Source organism: Streptomyces taklimakanensis (assembly GCF_009709575.1).
GTDB classification, from domain to species: domain Bacteria; phylum Actinomycetota; class Actinomycetes; order Streptomycetales; family Streptomycetaceae; genus Streptomyces; species Streptomyces taklimakanensis.
Window position 1 is genome coordinate 2,972,840 of the sequence record NZ_WIXO01000001.1, and the last position, 18,894, is coordinate 2,991,733.

Here is an 18,894-nt window from a genome sequence, read left to right on the forward strand (position 1 = left end):
TTGCTCGACGGTCCACCTTCTCACCCGTGACGGAGGGGGCGCTTCCTCTGGTGGCCCGGGGAGCCTGTGTCCTCGGACCGGTCACCCGCCTGCTCCCCGTCACGCCCCCCGCCGGAGCCCTCGCCGGCCGTTCCGCCTCCCGAGCCGTCCCGCGGGTCGTCCACGGAATCCTCTCCGACGTCGGTGGCCGGGGACGCCAGGGGGGCGTCCGGGTCGGGGAAGGGCTCTGTCCTGCGCTTGCGCTGGGTGTACATCCGCACCCCGGCCAGGACCACCAACAGCACACCGCCGGAGATCACCAGCATCACCGCGGAGGTGATCTCGGTGACCTCCACCTGGAACCTGATCGGATCGCCCCAGCGTTCGCCGTCCTCGGTGTAGAGCTGCGCCTGCACCCAGGTGCGCCCGTTGGCCTTGGCGGTGGTGGGGACCTTCACGGACTGGCTGTGGCCACCCGCCACCCTCACCGGCTGCGCCTCGTCGACCTTCAGGCCGATCCGGCGTCCGGACGTCAGCCGCAGTTCCAGGTTCTCCACGTCCTGGAGGAGCCTGTTCTGCACCGTCACCGGGATGGTGGCGCTGTGGCCGGAGAGCTTCATCTCCGACTTCCGAACCAGTCGGACCCCGTCGGTCAGCTCCTCCAGGTCCTCCCCCACCGCCGCCCGGTACTCGGCGGCCTCCTCCCGCTCACCCCGCCAGGAGGCGGACATCGCGCGGTGGAGGGCGTTGCTGAAGGGAGTCTCCACCCGGTCGGGCTGGGAGAGGATGCTCTTGAAGTCCTCCAGGGAGTCACTGACGGCGCGGATCTCCTCGAAGGCCTCGGTGCGCAGTTCCCGCTTGCGCAGCGCCGAGGGGTAGGAGCCCTGTCCCGGCACCGTGCGGTTGGCCCGGGGGTCGGGCTTGGCCTTCGACGCCTCCGTCAGGCTCACGAACTCCACCCAGCGGCCGTCGAGCTGAAGTGCGTCGACGGCCTCGGCCATCGCCTGGGCCTGACTGGCGGTGGGCCTGCGTTGCGGGGCGACGACGATGCTGCGCTGCTTGCCGGGCTGTTGCGCGGTGATGGCCTGGGTCTGGGCGAGGAAGCGCTGTACGGCCTCCACCGAGTTCGCGGCGCGCGTCATGTCGCCCTGGAACAGTTTCGACAGCCGGGCGTCCGCGACGATCGCCGTGGTGCCGCCGCCGATCGGCCGGGCGGCGGTGGGGGTGTGGTTCAGCCCGCCGTTCTCGCGCAGGCTGTCGCTGCGGGCGATGACGTTGTGGGCACCGGCGGAGGTGGCCACGGAGACGACCGACGGGTCGACGGCGCCCTCCACCGGCCAGGCGAAGTCGGTGCTGGGATCGACGTGCAACTCGGTCTCCACCGTCTTCCTGCCCAGCTCGGTGGCCGGACCGAGGAGACCGAGGGCTCCGGGGACGTTTCTGCCGCTGTGTGCGAGGGAGGCCAGGTCGGGGTCACCGAAGGGGAGCGCGACCACCTCGTCGTCCTCCACCGCCTGCTGGAGGTCGAACAGCCAGGTGCGGGCATCCGCCTGGGCCTTGCCCTCGACCGTGGTGCCGTCCTCGGTACGCACCTCGTACCGCTCGGTCATCGCCGCGACCGAGGCCACCAGATCCGGGTCGACCACCCAGGTGACCGGCAGGTCCTTGCCGAGGGAGACCAGCTGCTGGAGGCGCCCACCAGGAGCGATCTCCCTGGCGAGTCCGTCGTCCTCGAACACCGGCGTCTGCTCCAGGTCCTCGGGCTTGGTGTAGGCGCCGATGTGGGTGGAGGAGATCAGCGGCCACAGGACGGTCAGCTGGGTCGGCTCGTCGGGGGCGGTGGGCTGCCAGGGCAGGAAGGTCCGTCCGATGCCCAGGACGCGTTCGTAGGCGTCACCGCGTTGCTTGCCCGACAGGGAGACACCGAGCTGGTACACCCCGGGCTCGTCCAGCGACAGCTTCTCCACCGGCACGCCCAGGGTGAAGGAGCGACTGCCGCCCGCCGGGAGGTCGCCGATCCGGGCGGTGCCCTTGCCACCGACCTCCACACCGTCGGCACCGGGGGCGAAGCCCGTACGCGACGCGGCTTCCGCCATGGCGCTGCGCGTGGTCAGCCGGGGACCGTCGAGGAGCGCGACACGGGCGTCTTCGATGGTGGAACCGCTCGTGTTCGTGACCCGGCCGGAGACGGTGACCGTGTCGTCCTCACTCGGGACGGACGGAGTGAGTCCGGTGACGGAGACGGTGGCCGTCGAGTCGTCGGCGGACGGAGCCGTGGGGGCGGTCGGTGCGGCGGCCGCGGCTGTGGTGAGGGCCACGGAGGTACCGCGGTCCGCGGCGGTGGCCTCCGACAGGGCGGGAGGGACACCGACGAGCAGCAGGGCGGCGGTCAGCGCGGCCGGAAGGCACACCATCCGGCGGCGTCGGGCGGGAGCGATGGGGGTCGTCCCTGGGGTCTCTGCCGCCTCGGCCACGTGCTCGTCCATCCTGTTCGCCGGTCGGTCCTCCGGTGCCGGTGTGTGCGGCCGGTGTGCCTGGCGCACGCACGCACCCAGATGCTAACGACTCCCGTCGCCCGTGAGTGCCGTGGAGCGGGCCGGACCGGGAAGGGAGCCACGGTCCGTCCCCACCCGGTCCACGATCCGTGTCGAGGCGTGGCCGGCCGTGGCCTCGCGGAGGGGCGCGACCCGGAGGCGGTGGAACGGGGAGGAACGGCCGGGGGGCGGGCCACGTACCCTGTTCTGCTGTGCCGAACGCCAACACTGACAGCCACGCCCAGCAGCCGGCCCGCGGGCTCTCCCGGGAAGCTTCCCCAGCGGTGCTCGGGGAGGCTCAGCGCAGAGCCGTGAGCGAACTGCTGCGGGTGTCCCCTGTCGCCGACGACCTCGCCCGCCGCTTCAAGGATGCCGGCTTCACCCTGGCCCTGGTCGGCGGCTCCGTACGCGACGCCCTGCTGGGACGGCTCGGCAACGACCTGGACTTCACCACCGACGCCCGTCCGCAGGACATCCTGGCGCTGGTGCGGCCCTGGGCGGACGCGGTGTGGGAGGTGGGCATCGCCTTCGGCACGGTGGGGTGTCGCAAGGACGACTACCAGATCGAGGTGACGACGTACCGCTCGGAGGCGTACGACCGTACCTCCCGCAAGCCCGAGGTCTCCTACGGCGACTCCATCGAGGAGGACCTCGTTCGCCGTGACTTCAGCGTCAACGCCATGGCGGTGACGCTGCCGGAGAAGACCTTCGTCGACCCGCACCACGGCCTGGACGACCTGGCCCGTCGAGTGCTGCGCACCCCCGGGACCCCCGAGGAGTCCTTCTCCGACGATCCGCTGCGGATGATGCGCGCCGCCCGCTTCGCGGCCCAGCTCGGCTTCGAGGTGGCGGACGACGTGGTCGCGGCGATGAAGGCCATGGCCGGACGGATCGAGATCGTCTCGGCGGAGCGCATCCGTGACGAGCTGAACAAGCTGGTCCTCGCCGATCGGCCCCGCCAGGGCCTGGAGCTGTTGGTGGAGACCGGGCTCGCGGAGCGGGTGCTGCCCGAGCTGCCCGCGCTGCGCCTGGAGCGCGATGAGCACCACCGTCACAAGGACGTCTACCAGCACACCCTCACCGTGTTGGAGCAGGCCATCGACCTTGAGGACGACGGCCCCGACCTCACCCTGCGGTTGGCCGCACTGCTGCACGACATCGGCAAGCCGAGGACACGTCGGTTCGAGAAGGACGGGCGGGTCTCCTTTCACCACCACGAGGTGGTCGGCGCCAAGATGACCAAGTCCCGGATGACCAAGCTCAAGTACCCGGGCGAGATGGTGAAGGACGTATCGCGCCTGGTCGAGCTGCATCTGCGGTTCCACGGCTACGGCACCGGGGAGTGGACGGACTCGGCGGTGCGGCGGTACGTCCGTGACGCCGGCCCGCTGCTGGAGCGGCTGCACAAACTGACGCGTTCGGACTGCACCACACGGAACAAGCGCAAGGCCAACGCCCTGGCGCGAGCGTACGACAGCCTGGAAGAGCGCATCGCACGGCTGAAGGAGCAGGAGGAACTGGACTCCATCCGCCCCGACCTCAACGGAAACGAGATCATGGAGATCCTCGGGCTGAGGCCAGGACCCGAGGTGGGCGAGGCCTACCGGCACCTGCTGGAGCTGAGGTTGGAGAACGGCCCGATGGGGCGAGAAGCGGCGACCGAGGCCCTCAGGCAGTGGTGGGCCGACCGGGGCTGATCGCGCCGTCTTGTCCGCCATGGTGGCCGTCTGCGTGTTTCACGTGAAACATGGCGACGGCCACCCCTGCGTACAGGACTGTCACCATCAGCGTCAGGGTGGCCGATCGCCCGTCGGACGGGAGCATCAGGGCCGCTACGCCCGCAGCGCCCACGAAGGCGACGTTGAAGAGCATGTCGTACAGGGAGAAGACCCGTCCTCGGTAGTCGTCGTCCACCGACGACTGGACGATCGTGTCCGTGGAAATCTTGGCGCCCTGGGTGGCCAGGCCCACTGCGAAGGCCGCACACAGCACCGGGACGGGAGAGAAGGGCAACACCAACGCGGGAACCAGCAGGGCGGCGCCGGCCGAGCACACCGCGATCCAGCCGAACCGGCCGGTGCGCCGCACGGCCCAGGGAGTCAGCACCGCCGCCACGAAGAACCCCACTCCGGAGATGAGCACCGCCAGCCCGAGCAGTGTCATGCCGCCGAGTGCGACACCGGCGATCTCCGTGCGGGAGGCGACCGTGTCCCCGGTGCCGTCGTCCCAGGCGTACCGGCACAACATCAACACCATCACCGTCAGGGCGCCGTAGCAGAAGCGCATCACCCCCATCGAGGCGAGCGACCGTGCGGCTCCGCGCCGCTCGCCCAGATGACGTACTCCGGCGACCAGCCCGCGCGTGACCTCGACGACGGCCGTGCCCAGCCGGGGTGGTCGTACGGTGGCGTCAGGGCCGAGCGTCGCACGGCCGATCCGGAGGGCTGCCAACGCACCCAGGAGATAGAGACCGGCCCCCAAGAGCACGACCGCCGCGTCCGACCCCGTGCCCCGGGGCGCGGGGATCCGCACCAGGAAGGCGAGCCCACCACCGGCGGTGGCGGCCAGGGTGCCGGCGGTGGGAGACAGGGAGTTCGCCATGACCAACCGCTCGCCGTCCACCACATGGGGGAGCGCCGCGGAGAGGCCGGCCAGGACGAAGCGGTTGACGGCCGTGACCGAGAGCGCCGCGAGGTAGAACAGCCACAGCGGCACCGATGCCAGCACCAGGAGGGCCGTCACGGTGGCGAGTACGGCCCGCAGCAGGTTGCCGTACAGCAGCACCTGTCGTCGCTTCCAGCGATCGAGCAGTACCCCGGCGAAGGGGCCGAGCAGCGAGTACGGCAGCAGCAGGATCGCCATCGCGGAGGCGATGGCGACGGGAGAGGTCTGCTGCTCGGGTGAGAAGACCACATAGGCGGCGAGCGCGACCTGGAAGACTCCGTCGGCCGACTGGGAGAGCAGCCTCACGGTCAGCAGTCGGCGGAAGCCGGAGAAGCGTAGGAGCACGCGCAGATCACGCACAACAGCCATGCGGTCAGCCTCACACACTCGCCGGCGTCGGGTGCGGGGGGCTCCCGCCCACGGCGAGCAGGTCGATGTTTCACGTGAAACGCTCCGCGCTCCCGAAGGGAGAGCTCGAGCTCCGGGCTCAGCTCCCGTTGGTTGTGTGGCCTCGCTGCTCCGCCCCGTCCGGAACGTCCCACTGACGCACTGCCTCGAAGGAATCGTTCGGAAGCGTCGGGCGGATCCGGTGCGGGCGAGCGAAGGAGACGACGTCCGGAGCGCCGTCCAGGACACCTCCCGACGGGTCGTCGGAGCCGTCCAGTCGTACGACGTCGCGCTCCGGCGTGAGGATGTCCCGCACCACCACGGCGCACAGGTACAGCGTGCCCAGGAGGTGGATCACGATGGCCAACTGGTACCCCTCCGTCGGCAGTCCGTGGCGGTCGTCACCGCTGCCGGTGTAGGCGAGGTAGTACCAGATGCCGAGGTAGTACATCACCTCACAGGCCTGCCAGATCAGAAAGTCACGCCAACGGGGCCGGGCCAGGACGGCCAGGGGGATGAGCCACAACACATACTGCGGTGAGTAGACCTTGTTGGTCACCACGAACAGGGCGACGACCAGGAAGGCGAGCTGTGCGAAGCGTGGCCGCCTCGGAGCCCGCAGTGTCAGAACGCAGAGCGCCGCGCACCCCAGGGCCACCAGCACCATGGCATAGGTGTTGGCGTTCTCCACCGGATCACCGGTGCGTTGCGAGACGATCAGCCAGAAGGATCCGAAGTCGACGCCTCGCTCCTGGCTGAAGGCGTAGAACTTGCCCCAGCCCTCCGTCGCCAGTGTCATCACCGGCAGATTCACCGCCAGCCAGGAGAGTACGGCGCCCCCCAGCGCGACTCCGAACTCCTTCCAACGGCCGGCGCGTACGCAGAGCACCAGCAGGGGCCCCAGCAACAGAAACGGATAGAACTTGGCAGCGGTGGCCAGACCGAGCAGCACCCCGAAGGCGAGCGGTCGCTCCCGTGACCACATCACCATCGCCGCCGCGGTCAGGGACACGGCCAGCAGGTCCCAGTTGATGGTCGCGGTCAGAGCCAGGGAGGGAGCCAGGGCCACCAGCAGGGCGTCCCAGGGACGCCGCCGGTGGGTGCGGGCGACACACACCACCAGGACGGCCGCGCAGATCATCAGCATTCCGGCGTTGACCATCCAGTAGATCTGCTGTCGCTGCATCATCTCGCCGCCGTTCGGGGTGAACCAGGAGGCGACCTCCATGAACACCCCGGTCAACACCGGATACTCCAGGTACTCCATCCCTCCGGAGACCTCCGGAGGGATGCGGTCGAAGTACGGCGTGAGGTCCTCGGCGAAACCGCGCCCGGTGTAGAGGTGCGGGATGTCGGAGTAGCAGGCGTGCACGTACTGGCTGGTCGCACCGCGGAACCAGCCGCTCTCGTAGCAGGGCAGCTTCTGCACCATCCCAAGCGCGAACATGCCCATCGCCACCAACAGCACGATCCGCACGGGAGACCACCAGTGCCGCCCGGTCGACGCGCGACGGCCCACCGGTCCACCGATCAGCTCGCTACCGCGGGCCGCGATCTCGTCCTGTTCGGTGGGCCGTACCGGGTCCTGTGGATCCGGGGCTTGGGGGTCCGGTGCCTGGGGGGCCTGGCGCACGCTCGTCATGGGCCACATACTGCCGCACCGCCCCGCCGGGTGACGTGTCCGGAGCCGCACAGCCGACGGGGGCGGCACCGGGACCGGAGTCCGGTGCCGCCCCCTGGGCGATGGGCGACGGAGCGGCGTGTCGGGTCAGCCGCCGTTGGGACCCCAGATGGAGTTGCCGCCGTTGTCGTTGTTGCCGGGACGTCCCGTGTCGTTGCCCTCGGTGGTCGTGCCGCCGTTGTCGTTGCCTTCGGTCTCCGTGCCGCCGTTGTCGTTGCCTTCGGTCTCCGTGCCGCCGTTGTCGTTGCCTTCGGTCTCCGTGCCCCCGTTGTCGTTGCCGCCGTTGTCGTTGCCACCCGTGTCCTCGCAGAGGAAGTCCATGGGACGGCAGGATTCCGAGCCGGACGGCGACGGGGGCGTCGGGGTGGGGGTGCTCGGGTCCGGGCTGGGCTCGGCCGTCTCGGTCTCGGACGGAGACGGCTCGGGCTCCTCGCTCGCGGACGGGGACGGCGACGGCGCACCGACCTGGTCGATCTTCTTGCCGACCGAACCGGGCTCGGGGAAGTCCTTGGCGGGCTGACCCTGGAGGGCCGGCTTCATGTAGGCCGTCCACACCTGGGTGGGCAGCTCACCACCGTGGATCGACTCGAAGCCACCGGTGCCGTTCATCGACAGCAGCTTGCCCTCGTCGGGATCCGTGCGGAACATCGTGACCGCGGTGGACAACTGCGGGGTGTACCCCACCCACCAGGCGGACTTGTTCTCGTCGGTGGTACCGGTCTTGCCCGCTGCGGGACGGCCCAGCTCACGGGCCCAGGCGTACCCGGTGCCGTGCGGCTTCTCGATCACGCCGCGCAGGACGTCGGTGATGGTGTCGGCGATGTCGGAGTCCATCACCGTCTCCTTCTGCGGCTTTTCGAAGCCTTCCTTCTCCTCGCCGTTGTGCAGCACCTTGGTGACCGAGTAGGCGTCGACGTGGGTTCCGGAGGCGGCGAAGGTCCCGTAGGAGTTGGCCATCTCGATGGCGCCCGGAGTGGAGGTGCCCAGCGCGAAGGACGGGTTGAGGTTGGGGTCGAAGCTGTCGTCCTCGATGCCCGTGCTCGCCGCCACGTCGCGCACCTTCTTCATGCCCACGTCCATGCCGAGCTGGACGAAGGGGGTGTTGGCGGAGATCTCCATGGCCTTGCGCAGCGTGATGTAGCCGTGGCTCCGGTCACCGTCGTTGACCTGGTAGAAGGGGTCGCCGTTCTTGTCCAGGTAGTCGGTGCCGTCCTGCTTCTTGACCTTCAGCTCGTTGTCGCCGTTGTACTTGCTCGCCGGCGAGATGCCCACGCCGTCGCTCTTGTACGTGCCGTACTCCATGGCCGCGGCCATCACATACGGCTTCCAGGTCGAACCGACCGGGATGCCCGCGGTGTCCGCGTTGTTGATGAAGTGGCCCTTGTCGAAGCCGGGGCCGCCGTAGAGGGCGACGATCTTCCCCGTGCCCGGCTCGACCGAGGCGGCACCGAACTGGACGAACTTGTCCTTCTCGGGACGCTCCTCGGGCTTGATGTGCTTCTTGCTGATCTGCTCGACGGCCTTGGCCATCGCGGCGACCTTCTTCTTGTCGAAGGTCGTGTAGATCTGGTAGCCGCCCTGGTCGAACTGCTTCTTGCTGAGGCCGAGCTTCTTCTTGACCTCTTCCTCGGCGATGGAGGCCAGATAGCCGTTCTGGCCGCTCAGGCCCGCCTGGGGCTTGCGGGGAGCGATCTCGGGGAACGTGTACTTGTCCCGCTCGCTCTGGCTCATCATCCCCAGCTCGACCTGGCGGTCCATGACCCAGTTCCAGCGTTTCTTGGCGCGCTTGAGGTTCTTCTGGGGAGTGGAGTCCGGCCCCACGCCGCCGGCCGGGTCGTACAGATCGGCGCCCTTGAGGACCGCGGTCAGCAGGGCGCTCTCGGCCGGGTCGAGGTCCTTGGCGTCCTTCCCGAAGTAGGCCTGGGCGGCGGCCTGTATGCCGTGCGCACCGCGTCCGTAGTAGCTGGTGTTGAGGTACCCCTGGAGGATGGCATCCTTGTCCATCTTGGTGTTCACCTTGATGGAGATGAACAGCTCCTTCACCTTGCGGGTGATGGTCTGCTCCTGGGTCAGGTAGTTGTTCTTGACGAACTGCTGGGTGATGGTCGAGCCGCCCTGGGTGTCACCACCGGTGGCCATGTTGACGACCGCCCGGCCGATGCCGACCGGGTCGACGCCCTTGTCCTTCCAGAAGGTGGCGTTCTCCGCGGCGACGACCGCGTTCTGCATCGAGGCGGGGATCTCGTCGATGCTGACGTTCTGCCGGTTGGTCTCGCCGACCCGGGCCATCACGGTGTTGTCGGACCAGTAGAAGACGTTGTTCTGCTGGGTCGCCGCGGCATTGGCCTCGGACGGCACCTCCACCCAGGCCAGCGCCAGGCCCACCATGCCGATCAGCAGGGCGAAGCCCGTCGCGCACAAGCCGGTGATCAGTTTCCAGGACGGCATCCAGCGCCGCCAGCCGTACTTGTCCGACCGCGGATAGTCGATGAGGCGCTTCCGCCCCGGTGCGGCGGAACGCGCTCGGCCGCTCGCCGCGGTGGCCCCGGCGGCGCGGCGCCGGCCGCCTCCCGCCGCGGCGCGCCGGGCCTCGGCACGGCCGCCGTGGGGGCGGTCCATGGGCATGCCGTGGGGGTCGGGGGCGGCGCCGCGCGGCTGTGCGGCACGACGGCCACCGGACGGCGGCGGTGCGGCGCGCCGACCACGGGACTGCGGCGGCTTACGACGGTGCTCGCTCATTGGAACAGCTACTCCTAGGGCAGGCGCTCGCGCCTGAAGGCGGCAGTGTACTTCCAGTCCCCCGAAGTGCGGTCCGCCCACGTTCCCAGAACTGACCGCACTGCACCCAGGACGAGGACGCGTTCGTGGCCTCGTCGGTTCCCGGGGACTTTCTGCACAGCGGACAGACTACGCAGCGCCAAAGGCCGCCAACTGCCGCGTACAAGGAGAAAAGGGATGAGCGGGCCTCGGTGAATTCAGGATGTGAACCCGCTCACTCCGCTTGTGGGCGTCATCCCCTTGTTCCCTCCGGAGTCACGTTCTATTGTCTGCGCTATCGTTACGATGTATCGACTCGATACATCGCCACGAGACATCGATCGATGCATCGCCGTGAGACACCGCCGTGAGACACCGCCGTGGGACATGGCCGCGGGGCGAACCGTGGGCGGGGCGGCGAAGCCACGGGAGATGACGACGGGAAGACGACGGGAAGGGGTGACGGCGATGGGCAGGCGTTCGGGCATCCTGGAGTTCGCCGTCCTCGGACTGCTCCGTGAGTCGCCCATGCACGGCTATGAGCTGCGCAAACGACTCAACACATCGCTGGGCGTCTTCCGGGCGTTCAGCTACGGCTCCCTCTACCCCTGCCTCAAGACGCTGGTGCAGCGGGGATGGTTGATCGAGGAGTCCGGGGGCGAACCGGACGACTCCCTCACGGCCCCGCTCACCGGCCGACGGGCCAGGATCGTCTACCGGCTCACGGCCGAGGGCAAGGAGCGCTTCGAGGAGCTCCTCTCCCAGACCGGCCCGGACACCTGGGAGGACGAGCACTTCGGCGTTCGCTTCGCCTTCTTCGGTCAGACCTCACGCGATGTGCGGATGCGTGTGCTGGAGGGCCGGCGCAGCCGGCTGGAGGAGCGCCTGGCCAGGATGCGGGCCTCCCTGGCTCGTACGCGCGAGCGTCTGGACGACTACACCCTCGAACTGCAGCGACACGGCATGGAGTCCGTGGAGCGCGAGGTCCGCTGGCTCAACGAGCTGATCGAGAGCGAGCGGGCGGGGCGTGATCAGCAACGGGGGGAGACCCCGCCCGATCCGTCCGATGACACCGCCACGTGAGGGTCCGCGCCGCGGGTCCTCGCCGGAAAACACCGTCGGAAACGACCACAGAACACAGGGAGCAACCGCCAATGGGTTCGGTTCGCGTAGCCATCGTCGGCGTGGGCAACTGCGCCGCCTCGCTGGTGCAGGGCGTCGAGTACTACAAGGACGCCGACCCGAAGAGCCGCGTGCCGGGTCTGATGCACGTGCAGTTCGGCGACTACCACATCTCGGACATCGAGTTCGTGGCCGCGTTCGACGTGGACGCCAAGAAGGTGGGCCTGGACCTGGCGGACGCCATCGGCGCCAGCGAGAACAACACCATCAAGATCTGCGACGTGCCCCGCACCGGTGTGGCCGTCCAGCGCGGTCACACCCTGGACGGCCTGGGCCGCTACTACCGCGAGACCATCGAGGAGTCCGCCGAGGAGCCGGTCGACATCGTCCGGGTCCTCAAGGAGCGCCAGGTGGACGTCCTGGTCTGCTACCTCCCGGTGGGTTCCGAGGAGGCCGCCAAGTACTACGCGCAGTGCGCCATCGACGCCAAGGTCGCCTTCGTCAACGCCCTGCCGGTCTTCATCGCCGGCACCAAGGAGTGGGCGGACAAGTTCGCCGAGGCCGGTGTGCCGATCGTCGGCGACGACATCAAGTCCCAGGTGGGCGCCACCATCACGCACCGCGTGCTGGCCAAGCTCTTCGAGGACCGCGGCGTCGTCCTCGACCGCACGATGCAGCTCAACGTCGGCGGCAACATGGACTTCAAGAACATGCTGGAGCGCGACCGCCTGGAGTCCAAGAAGATCTCCAAGACCCAGGCCGTCACCTCCCAGATCCCCGACCGGGACCTGGGCGAGGGCAACGTCCACATCGGTCCGTCCGACTACGTGGCCTGGCTGGACGACCGCAAGTGGGCCTACGTCCGCCTGGAGGGGCGCGCCTTCGGTGACGTCCCGCTGAACCTGGAGTACAAGCTGGAGGTCTGGGACTCCCCGAACTCCGCCGGTGTGATCATCGACGCCCTGCGCGCCGCGAAGATCGCCAAGGACCGCGGCGTCGGCGGTCCGGTGCTCTCGGCCTCCTCGTACTTCATGAAGTCCCCGCCGGTCCAGCACTTCGACGACCAGGCCCGCGAGAACGTCGAGGCGTTCATCCGCGGCGAGCTCGAGCGCTGACGACGCCGGGCCGACCTCGACGTACCGGCGGCGACGAGCCGACGGCAGGCGGGCGGCGCGCTGACGGGGCCGGTGGGCGGCTCCGTCGGGCCGTGGGCGCCGCACCCCGCCCGGCCGGCGGCACACGGTGAGGGCCCGGACATCGTGTCCGGGCCCTCACCGTTGCCGTCCCGCCGCCCGCCGCCCACCGGCCCCGCCGCCGGGGGACGACGGCCGGTCGGGCGGCGGGGCCGGACCTCTCAGTGCTCGATCAACCGGTCGAACTGCGTCGTCGTGTGCCGCAGGATCGCCACCAGCTCGTCGCCGACCTTGGGCTCCGCCGCCTCCGCCGGCACGAACAGGATCGACACCTGCATGTGCGGCGGTTCGGCGAACCACCGCTGCTTGCCGTCCCACAGGTACGGGGAGAGGTTGCGGTTGACCGTCGCCAACCCGGCCCGCGCCACCCCCTTGGCCCGCGGTGTCACGCCGTGCATCGTCTTGGGTGCCTCCAGGCCCACCCCGTGCGAGGTGCCGCCGGCCACCACCACCAGCCAGCCGTCCCCCAGCGCCTTCTGCTGGCGGTAGCCGAACCGGTCGCCCCTGGTCACCCGCGTCACGTCCAGCACCGAGCCCCGGTACTGGGTCGCCTTGTGGTCCCCCAGCCACAGCCGCGTCCCGATCCGCGCCCGGAAACGGGTCTGGGGGAACTGCTGCCGGAGCAGGGCGAACTCCTCCGGCTTCAGATGGCTGACGAACATCGTCTCCAGCGGCAGTCGGGCCGCCCGGAGCCGGTCCATCCAGGCGATGACCTCCTCCACCGCGTCCGAGCCGTCGGTGCGGTCCAGCGGCAGGTGGATCGCGAAGCCCTCCAGCCGCACGTCGTCGATGGCGGCGCGCAGCTTGCCCAGGTCCTCCTCCCGCACTCCGTGCCGCTTCATCGAGCTCATCACCTCGATGACGACCCGGGCGCCCACCAGCGCGTTCACCCCGTCCACCGACGAGACCGTGCGGATCGCCCGGTCCGGCAGCGGCACCGGTTCCTCACCGCGGCGGAAGGGGGTGAGCACCAGCAGGTCCCCGCTGAACCAGTCCTTCATGCGGGCGGCCTCGAACGTCGTGCCCACGGCGATGACGTCCGAGCCGAAGCGTGCCACCTCCTCGGCCAGTCGCTCGTGACCGAATCCGTACCCGTTGCCCTTGCAGACCGGGACCAGGCCCGGGAACTGCTCGAGCACCGTCCGCTGGTGCGCCCGCCAGCGTTCGGTGTCGACGTAGAGGGAGAGCGCCATGGCCGTGCGGAACCTTTCTCATCGTCCGGGCGGACCGTACACGGCCCGCCGGCGTGCTGCGTGGGGGTCGGGGGGCAGGCGTCAGCGGCGCGACATGTAGATGTCGAGCGCCTTGTGCAGCAGCTTGTTGAGCGGGAAGTCCCACTCCCCGAGGTACTCGGCTGCCTGCCCGCCCGTGCCCACCTTGAACTGGATGAGCCCGAAGAGGTGGTCGCCGTCGTCCAGGGAGTCGCTGATGCCCCGCAGGTCGTACACGCTCGCCCCCAGCGCGTAGGCGTCCTGGAGCATCCGCCACTGCATCGCGTTGGACGGGCGTACCTCCCGCTTGTGGTTGGCCGAGGCGCCGTAGGAATACCACACGTGCCCGCCCACGATCAGCATCGTGGCCGCGGCCACCGCCTCGCCCTCGTGCTTGGCGAAGTACAGCCGCATGCGGTTGGGGTCCTCGTTGTTCAGCGCCTTCCACATCCGCTGGAAGTAGCCCAGGGGACGCGGCCGGAAGCGGTCGCGCTCGGCGGTGACCTCGTACAGCTCCTGCCAGGCGGGCAGGTCCTCGTAGCCGCCCTGCACGACCTCGACGCCGGCCTTCTCGGCCTTCTTGATGTTGCGGCGCCACAGCTGGTTGAAGCCCTTGTGGACCTCGTCCAGGGTGCGGCCCTCCAGCGGCACCTGGAAGACGTAGCGCGGCTGGACGTCGCCGAAGCCGGCGCCGCCGTCCTCGCCCTGCTGCCAGCCCATCCGGCGCAGCCGGTCGGCCACCTCGAAGGCGCGCGGCTCGATGTGCGTGGCCTCCACGTCCCGCAGCCGCTTGACGTCCGGGTCCTGGATGCCCGCCTTGATCGCGGGGGCGTCCCAGCGGCGGATCACCACCGGCGGTCCCATCTTCACCGAGAAGGCGCCCTTGGACTTCAGGTGCGCCAGCATCGGACGCAGCCACTCCTCCAGGTTGGGCGCGTACCAGTTGATCACCGGCCCCTCGGGCAGGTAGGCGAGGTAGCGTTTGACCTTCGGCAGCTGTCGGTAGAGCACCAGGCCCACGCCGACCAGCTCGCCGCTCGCGTCGAACCAGCCCAGGTTCTCCGAACCCCACTCGGCCTTCACGTCCGCCCATGCCGGGACCTGCATGTGGCTGGCCGATGGGAGGTTACGGATATACGCCAGGTGCTGCTCGCGACTGATCGTCCTCAGGGTCAGGCTCATTACGGGGCGCTCCTCCGGCGTACTTCGCAGGGTCTGGCCGGAAGCCTACTGTGGTCGGAAGCGCCCCGTACGTGCCAGTGGGGGGACGGCGGCGAGCCGGACGGGGGGACGGCGCGGGGTCGTCGGTCAGGTGCCGAACAGCCCCCCGTTCCACATCCCGAAGAAGAGGCCGAGTGCCGCCGCGCCCATCCCGACGACCAGCACGAAGCGCTCCTCCGTGGTCGCCGAGATCATCTGGCCCCAGCCGCCGGCCACCACGCCCAGCAGCCCCGCCCAGGACGTGATCAGGCTCAGCCCCGGGAAGAAGGCCGTGACGACCGCGATCAGTGCCAGCACCGCCGTCGCCGCCACCAGGCCGTTCACCAGCGGGTGCGCCCGTCCGTCGCTGTTGAGGACGGCCGTGATGCCGTTCCTCTTCCTGCCCCTGTGCACCGCCTGTGCCATCGGGTGCCTCCCGTTGCTCGTGCGGTCGCCGAAAGGACGCCGGGTGACGCCACTCACATCCGTTGTGTCCAGATTGCGGTGATGAGCGACCGGATTTCAACCCGAGTGGCGGTGCCGGGTACTCTGTACCGTCTGCGCGGTGTCGGCCCTTGTCGCGCCTGCTCCGAGGCACGGACCCGAGTCCGTGCCGGGGAGACCCGGGACCGTCCGGGATTGTCAGTGCCGGCCGATACCGTTGCTCACGCATCACGACCCTCCTGCCACGGAACGACCGTGGCCGCCGAGTCCAGAGGAGGTGGGTTCCGACATGCGTCACTACGAGGTGATGGTCATCCTCGACCCCGATCTCGAGGAGCGCGCCGTCTCCCCGCTGATCGAGAGCTTCCTTTCCGTCGTCCGTGAGGGCAACGGAAAGGTCGAGAAGGTCGACACCTGGGGCCGTCGTCGTCTCTCGTACGAGATCAAGAAGAAGCCCGAGGGCATCTACTCGGTCATCGACCTGCGGGCCGAGCCCGCGGTCGTCAAGGAGCTCGACCGTCAGATGAACCTGAACGAGTCGGTTCTGCGGACCAAGGTCCTCCGCCCCGAGACGCACTGAGCCGCCGGCTCGGTACGGATCGAGCACCGGTGGCACCCCGGTCCTTCCGGAGACCACCACCAGCACCACAGCAGCACTAGCAGCCAGCAGCACCCGCCGAGAGGTTCACCCATGGCAGGCGAGACCGTCATCACGGTCGTCGGCAATCTGGTCGACGACCCCGAGCTGCGCTTCACCCCCTCCGGTGCGGCGGTCGCGAAGTTCCGCGTCGCGTCCACTCCGCGCATCTTCGACCGTCAGACCAACGAGTGGAAGGACGGCGAGAGCCTGTTCCTGACCTGCTCGGTGTGGCGGCAGGCCGCGGAGAACGTCGCCGAGTCCCTCACCAGGGGCACCCGCGTCATCGTGCAGGGCCGGCTCAAGCAGCGGTCGTACGAGGACCGCGAGGGCGTCAAGCGCACGGTCTACGAGCTGGACGTCGACGAGGTCGGCGCCAGCCTGCGCAACGCCACGGCCAAGGTCACCAAGACCACCGGCCGCGGTGGCCAGGGCGGCGGTGGCGGCTGGGGCGGTGGCCCCGGCGGCGGCCAGCAGGGCGGCGGCGCACCCGCGGGAGACCCGTGGGCGACCGGCGCGCCGGCCGGTGGCCAGGGCGGCGGTGGCGGCTGGGGCGGTGGCTCCGGCGGTTCCGGCGGTGGCTACTCGGACGAGCCTCCCTTCTGAGGGCCCGCGAGGGTTCCGGGAGGGCTGCGCTCACAGCACAGACTTCTTGAACCATACGGAGAGAGACAATGGCGAAGCCGCCTGCTCGCAAGCCGAAGAAGAAGGTTTGCGTGTTCTGCAAGGAAAAGATCAAGTACGTCGACTACAAGGACACGAACCTGCTGCGGAAGTTCATCTCCGACCGCGGCAAGATCCGTGCCCGCCGGGTCACCGGCAACTGCACCCAGCACCAGCGCGACGTCGCCACGGCCGTGAAGAACAGCCGTGAGATGGCGCTGCTGCCCTACACCTCGACCGCTCGATAAGGAAAGGATGACCGACGCATGAAGATCATCCTGACCAATGAGGTCTCCGGTCTCGGCAACGCCGGCGACATCGTCGAGGTGAAGGACGGGTACGCCCGCAACTACCTGCTCCCCCGCGGATTCGCCATCCGCTGGACCAAGGGCGGGGAGAAGGACGTCGAGCAGATCCGCCGCGCCCGCAAGATCCGCGAGATCGCCACGATCGAGCAGGCCAACGAGATCAAGGGCAAGCTGGAGGGCGTCACCGTGCGCCTGAAGGTCCGCGCCGGTGACCAGGGTCGCCTGTTCGGCTCCGTCACCCAGGCCGACATCGCCTCCGCGGTGAAGGCCGCGGGGGGCCCGGACGTCGACAAGCGCCGCATCGAGCTGGGTTCGCCGATCAAGACCCTGGGCTCGCACCAGGTCACGGTGCGCCTGCACCCCGAGGTCGTCGCCAAGGTCGGCGTCGAGGTCGGCGCCGCCTGAGCCAGGGCACGAGCCCACGGCGGACAAGGGCGTACAGGGCCGCGGTTCCCGCACACGGGGGCCGCGGCCCGCGCCGTTCCCGGGGCCCGGCGCCGCCCGGCGTCCGGCCCCGGATCAGGCGCGCACCGCTCCGGTGACGATCCACCGCCCCGAACGGGCCCGCAGCCACAGGGTGATCAACCGGACCACCATCATCAGGCCCGCCACCGCCCACCACAGAGCGGTCAGCCCTCCCCCCACCACGGGGACGGCCAGCGCCGCCGGGGCGAACACCACCAGCGTCGCCAGCGACGCCCAGGCCAGGTACGGCCCGTCCCCGGCCCCCATCAACACCCCGTCCAGCACGAACACCACCCCCGCGACCGGTGCGGCCACCGCCACCACCAGCAGCACGGGCGTCAACCGGTCGTGCACGGTCGCGTCCGAGGTGAACAGCGGCAGCAGGAGCGGACGCGCCGCGACCACCAGCACGCCCAACACCACGCCGGACGCCGCTCCCCACTGCACCATCCGCCGACAGGCCGCCCGCGCCCCGGCCGCGTCCTCCGCCCCCAGATAGCGGCCGATGATCGCCTGTCCGGCGATGGCGATCGCGTCCAGGGCGAAGGCCAGCAGCGACCAGATCGTCAGGGTGATCTGGTGGGCGGCCACCTCCGCGTCCCCCAGCCGCGCCGCGACGGCGGTGGCCAGCACCAGCACGGCTCGGAGCGACAGCGTGCGGACCAACAGCGGCACCCCGGCCCGGCCGCTCGCCCGGATCCCGGCGGCGTCCGGCCGCAGCGAGGCCCCGTGCCGCCGGGCGCCCCGGACCACCACGGCCAGGTAGACGGCCGCCATGCCGCACTGGGCGATCACCGTGCCCCAGGCCGAACCGGCGATGCCGAGCCCGGCACCGTAGACCAGGACCAGGTTGAGCACGGCGTTGACGGAGAATCCCGCGACGGCGACGTACAGCGGCGTCCGGGTGTCCTGGAGGCCGCGCAGCACTCCGGTGGCCGCCAGGACGACGAGCATCGCCGGAATGCCCAGCGCGCTGATCCGCAGGTAGGTCACGGCGTACGGTGCCGCGGTGGCGGAGGTGCCGAACAGGTCGACCAGGGTGGGCGCGGTGGGCAGGACGACGGCCACCACCGCCGCGCCGAGGAGCAGTGCCAGCCAGATGCCGTCCATGCCCTGGCGGATCGCCGCGGGCAGGTCCCCGGCGCCGACGCGGCGGGCGACGGCGGCGGTGGTGGCGTAGGCGAGGAAGACGAACACGTTCACCCCCGTCGTCAGCAGGGTGGCCGCGACGCCGAGCCCGGCGAGCTGCGGGGTGCCCAGATGTCCGACGATCGCGCTGTCGGCCATGACGAACAGGGGCTCCGCGACGAGCGCGCCGAAGGCGGGAAGCGCCAGTGCGACGATCTCGCGGTCGTGGCGGCGCACCGCGGTGCGTCCGGCGGGCTGGGGAGCGTGTGTCATGATCCGATCCAAACATCCACAGGTAATGGTCGCAATAGCTATGTGGTTATTACCACTCCTCACGCGGGGTGAGATCCGCTGCGCCGTTTGTCGCGATCTCGGCACACGATGCGAAGTTTTTCTCCTGCACAGCCGGTGGACGGCGAAATAGCAGGTCAGAGCCGGTCTCGAAAGGGAGGCGACAAGTTCTCCACAGGCCCGTCCCCCGCCCCGTGCACAGGTTTCGCCGAGTTCTCCACAGGATGGGG

At 69.8% G+C, this 18,894-nt stretch carries 14 protein-coding genes and 1 pseudogene; 7 read left to right on the forward strand and 8 right to left on the reverse strand.

Annotated features, from left to right (window positions below; all coding sequences use genetic code 11):
* Positions 1-7: 7 nt before the first annotated feature.
* Positions 8-2,453 (reverse strand): annotated as a pseudogene (locus F0L17_RS12970) (DUF6049 family protein); the annotation flags it as partial.
* A gap of 272 nt (positions 2,454-2,725) precedes the next feature.
* Here F0L17_RS12970 and F0L17_RS12975 point away from each other — a divergent pair.
* Entirely contained in the window at positions 2,726-4,210 is a 1,485-nt protein-coding gene (locus F0L17_RS12975) for a CCA tRNA nucleotidyltransferase (RefSeq protein ID WP_162466144.1), read from the forward strand.
* Here F0L17_RS12975 and F0L17_RS12980 read toward each other — a convergent pair.
* From F0L17_RS12980 to F0L17_RS12990, 3 genes are all read right to left on the reverse strand, one after another.
* Complete coding sequence (locus tag F0L17_RS12980; RefSeq protein WP_155071196.1) at positions 4,182-5,546, reverse strand: MFS transporter; 1,365 nt, start codon at positions 5,544-5,546, stop codon at positions 4,182-4,184. The two genes, F0L17_RS12975 and F0L17_RS12980, sit on opposite strands and share 29 nt — an antisense overlap.
* Before the next feature lie 118 nt (positions 5,547-5,664).
* Positions 5,665-7,206, reverse strand: a complete 1,542-nt coding sequence (locus F0L17_RS12985; RefSeq protein ID WP_155071197.1) for a glycosyltransferase family 87 protein — start codon at positions 7,204-7,206, stop codon at positions 5,665-5,667.
* A 126-nt stretch (positions 7,207-7,332) separates the two neighbouring features.
* Positions 7,333-9,984, reverse strand: a complete 2,652-nt coding sequence (locus F0L17_RS12990) for a transglycosylase domain-containing protein (protein WP_155071198.1) — start codon at positions 9,982-9,984, stop codon at positions 7,333-7,335.
* A 486-nt stretch (positions 9,985-10,470) separates the two neighbouring features.
* Between F0L17_RS12990 and F0L17_RS12995 the strand changes: the two genes are divergently transcribed.
* Positions 10,471-11,085 (forward strand): PadR family transcriptional regulator, encoded by a 615-nt coding sequence (locus F0L17_RS12995; protein ID WP_155071199.1) that lies wholly within the window; start codon positions 10,471-10,473, stop codon positions 11,083-11,085.
* A gap of 71 nt (positions 11,086-11,156) precedes the next feature.
* Positions 11,157-12,239: an inositol-3-phosphate synthase gene (locus F0L17_RS13000; RefSeq protein ID WP_155071200.1), complete on the forward strand. Its 1,083-nt coding sequence runs from the start codon at positions 11,157-11,159 to the stop codon at positions 12,237-12,239.
* Between the two features lie 239 nt (positions 12,240-12,478).
* On the opposite strand, the gene F0L17_RS13005 is transcribed toward F0L17_RS13000, so the two are convergent.
* The 3 genes from F0L17_RS13005 to F0L17_RS13015 all read right to left on the reverse strand — a co-directional run bounded on the left by F0L17_RS13005 (position 12,479) and on the right by F0L17_RS13015 (position 15,154).
* Complete coding sequence (locus F0L17_RS13005; RefSeq protein WP_155071201.1) at positions 12,479-13,510, reverse strand: alanine racemase; 1,032 nt, start codon at positions 13,508-13,510, stop codon at positions 12,479-12,481.
* Positions 13,511-13,591: 81 nt separating this feature from the next.
* Positions 13,592-14,710, reverse strand: a complete 1,119-nt coding sequence (locus tag F0L17_RS13010) for a lipid II:glycine glycyltransferase FemX (protein ID WP_155071202.1) — start codon at positions 14,708-14,710, stop codon at positions 13,592-13,594.
* A gap of 126 nt (positions 14,711-14,836) precedes the next feature.
* Complete coding sequence (locus tag F0L17_RS13015; protein WP_155071203.1) at positions 14,837-15,154, reverse strand: hypothetical protein; 318 nt, start codon at positions 15,152-15,154, stop codon at positions 14,837-14,839.
* 307 nt (positions 15,155-15,461) lie between these two features.
* Between F0L17_RS13015 and rpsF the strand changes: the two genes are divergently transcribed.
* From rpsF to rplI, 4 genes are all read left to right on the forward strand, one after another.
* Positions 15,462-15,752, forward strand: a complete 291-nt coding sequence (rpsF, locus tag F0L17_RS13020; protein ID WP_155071204.1) for a 30S ribosomal protein S6 — start codon at positions 15,462-15,464, stop codon at positions 15,750-15,752.
* Between the two features lie 111 nt (positions 15,753-15,863).
* On the forward strand, positions 15,864-16,415 hold the full coding sequence (locus F0L17_RS13025; protein ID WP_155071205.1) for a single-stranded DNA-binding protein: 552 nt from the start codon (positions 15,864-15,866) through the stop codon (positions 16,413-16,415).
* Positions 16,416-16,483: 68 nt separating this feature from the next.
* Entirely contained in the window at positions 16,484-16,720 is a 237-nt protein-coding gene (gene rpsR / locus F0L17_RS13030) for a 30S ribosomal protein S18 (RefSeq protein ID WP_027765513.1), read from the forward strand.
* Positions 16,721-16,738: 18 nt separating this feature from the next.
* Complete coding sequence (gene rplI / locus F0L17_RS13035) at positions 16,739-17,185, forward strand: 50S ribosomal protein L9 (RefSeq protein ID WP_155071206.1); 447 nt, start codon at positions 16,739-16,741, stop codon at positions 17,183-17,185.
* Positions 17,186-17,299: 114 nt separating this feature from the next.
* Here rplI and F0L17_RS13040 read toward each other — a convergent pair whose 3' ends face one another.
* Positions 17,300-18,646 carry an MATE family efflux transporter gene (locus F0L17_RS13040; RefSeq protein WP_155071207.1) on the reverse strand — a complete coding sequence of 449 codons (1,347 nt, stop codon included), beginning with the start codon at positions 18,644-18,646 and terminating at the stop codon, positions 17,300-17,302.
* Positions 18,647-18,894 lie beyond the last annotated feature (248 nt).